General features: G+C 60.2%; 3 protein-coding genes. All 3 read left to right on the plus strand.

Annotated features, from left to right (window positions below; all coding sequences use genetic code 11):
* The coding region (gene tnpA / locus BMI01S_RS37030) for an IS66-like element accessory protein TnpA (RefSeq protein WP_042293253.1) at window positions 1-510 on the plus strand (510 nt) is incomplete at its 5' end.
* Window positions 486-839 carry an IS66 family insertion sequence element accessory protein TnpB gene (gene tnpB, locus BMI01S_RS37035; RefSeq protein ID WP_042293256.1) on the plus strand — a complete coding sequence of 118 codons (354 nt, stop codon included), beginning with the start codon at window positions 486-488 and terminating at the stop codon, window positions 837-839. The genes tnpA and tnpB, both read left to right, overlap by 25 nt.
* A gap of 31 nt (window positions 840-870) precedes the next feature.
* Window positions 871-2,218: IS66 family transposase (tnpC, locus tag BMI01S_RS37040; protein ID WP_042293259.1), on the plus strand; the 1,348-nt coding region annotated here is incomplete at its 3' end.

Raw genomic sequence — 2,218 nt, forward strand, 5'->3', positions numbered from 1 at the left:
AAAGACTCAGAGTTAAGAGTGGTTCGCAGGAGCTCCGATGGCCGTCGGCGCTACGACGAGAAAAGCAAGCGGGTATTGATTGAGGCGTCGTTGCAGCCGGGTGTATCGGTGGCCCGGCTAGCGCAAGAGCACGGGGTCAATGCCAACCTGCTGCGCAAGTGGATCACGAAGTACTTGATGGAGCGCGAGCAAGGCATCTTGCCGATGCAGCACAACCGCGATGACAACGACCCCTCGTCGGATGAAGTTGATGGTGTAACCATCGACCTGCCAGATTCGCGCAAGCTCGTCGCGACCGCTGCTGCGTCTGCCGCGTTCGTGCCGGTCGTTTCGATACCGACTGCGCCGGTGCCAACACAGCCGCCTTTGTCAATGGCGCTTGCGCTGCATGTGCGACTGGCCAACGGTGTAGAACTCGAGATAGGCAAGGCCATCGCGACCATCGACGAACTAAGCACTCTGGTCCAGATTCTGGGGAGGATGCCGTGTTCCGGTTCGACGAAAACCTGAAGGTGTACCTGCACCGCGATCCTGTCGATTTCCGCTACGGCATGAACAGCCTCTCGATTCTCGTCGAGCAAGCCATGCACTTGAACCCGATGGACTCCTCTCTTTATATCTTCGTAAACCGCCGTCGTGACAGGGTCAAAATTATCGGCTGGGATGGAAGTGGTTTCTGGCTTATGACGAAACGCCTTGAGGCAAGCCGTTTTATCTGGCCCGACCGGAAGACCGAAGTCGTGGCATTGACGTCGGCGTCGCTGCACGCGCTGCTCGATGGCGATGACATCACCGCGATCCGTCGACATCCACGGGAGGAATATTTACGCGTGAGCTGAACATGGGCGGGCATGCATGGTCTAATCCGGCATGCCCGCCCAGATCACGATCTCCGCCGACGAGCTCAATGCGTTACTCGCCATGCGCGAGGCGTATGCCACTCTTGAGCGCGAGCACGAGGAAACCCGCAGCATGCTGCGTCTGGTGAGCGCGGAGCGCGACCTGGCCGAGGAACGGCTGCGTGCCTACCGGCGTGAGCTGTTTGGCGCAAGGAGCGAAGCACGGGACCCGGAACAATTCGGGCTGTTCAACGAAGCTGAAGCGCTTGGCGCGAATGCGGCCCCGGCCCAGGAAGATACGCCCGAAACGAAGGTCGGTGCGCATACACGCAAAAAGCGCGGCCACCGCAAGCCGCTCGATCCCGGTCTGCCCCGCGTGATCCGGCGGCACGAGCTTCCGGAAGCCGAGCGTTTCTGCAGCAACGACGGCCATGCGCTGGTCGAGTTCGGCGTGGAAATCAGCGAACAACTCGACGTGATTCCCGAGCAGTTGCGCGTGATCCAGCACCAGCGCGTCAAGTATGCCTGCCCGTGCTGTGATCTGGGCATCAAGGTCACGCCGGCGCCGTCGCGCATCATCCCACGAGGACTCCTGACCGAATCTGCACTTGCCTGGATCGCGGCGGGCAAATTCCAGTTTGGCATGCCGTTGTATCGTCAGGCTGGCCTGCTTCGCCGCTTCGGTGGTGATATCTCGTCAAACACGATCGCAGCCAGCATGGTTAAGGCCGGCCTCGCAACGCAGCCGGTGATCAACCTGATGCGCGACGCGCTGCTTGAGTCAGCGGTGATCCTCGCTGACGAGACGACCTTCCAGGTGCTCAAGGAGAAAGGGCGCAAGCCACAGACGAAGAGCTACCTGTGGTGTCAGATGACGGGCACGGGAATCCCGATCTGTTGCTATACCTACACGCCGGGTCGTGGGGCGAAGCTGGCTGACAGGCTGTTCGCCGGCGTGCAGGAAGGCGCTGCGCTGATGACCGATGGCTACGAGGCTTATAACGGTATCGCCGAGCGCTACAAGCTCGTGCACCTTGGTTGCCTCGTTCACGCGAGACGTTACTTCGTCAAGGCCGAGGAAAATGTTCCCAAGGCGGCACGTACGCCGGATCTGCTCGCAACACGCTTCATCAAACTGTTTGGCAAGTTGTTTGCCGCCGAGGCACGCACTAAAACGTGGAATGCAGACCGGCGTCATCGCCTGCGTCAACGCTATAGCGCCCGCGTACTCCAGGTCATCAAGGATCTCATGATCGAGCAGTCTACAGGGGTGCTGCCCCAGAGCCTGCTTGGCAGGGCACTAACCTATCTGCGTGAGCAGTGGCCGAAGCTTGTGCGTTACCTCGAGAACGGCGACTGGCCGGCATCGAACAATTTCT

The sequence above is a fragment of the Paraburkholderia mimosarum LMG 23256 = NBRC 106338 genome, from assembly GCF_000739815.1.
In the GTDB taxonomy this organism is placed as follows: Bacteria; Pseudomonadota; Gammaproteobacteria; order Burkholderiales; family Burkholderiaceae; genus Paraburkholderia; species Paraburkholderia mimosarum.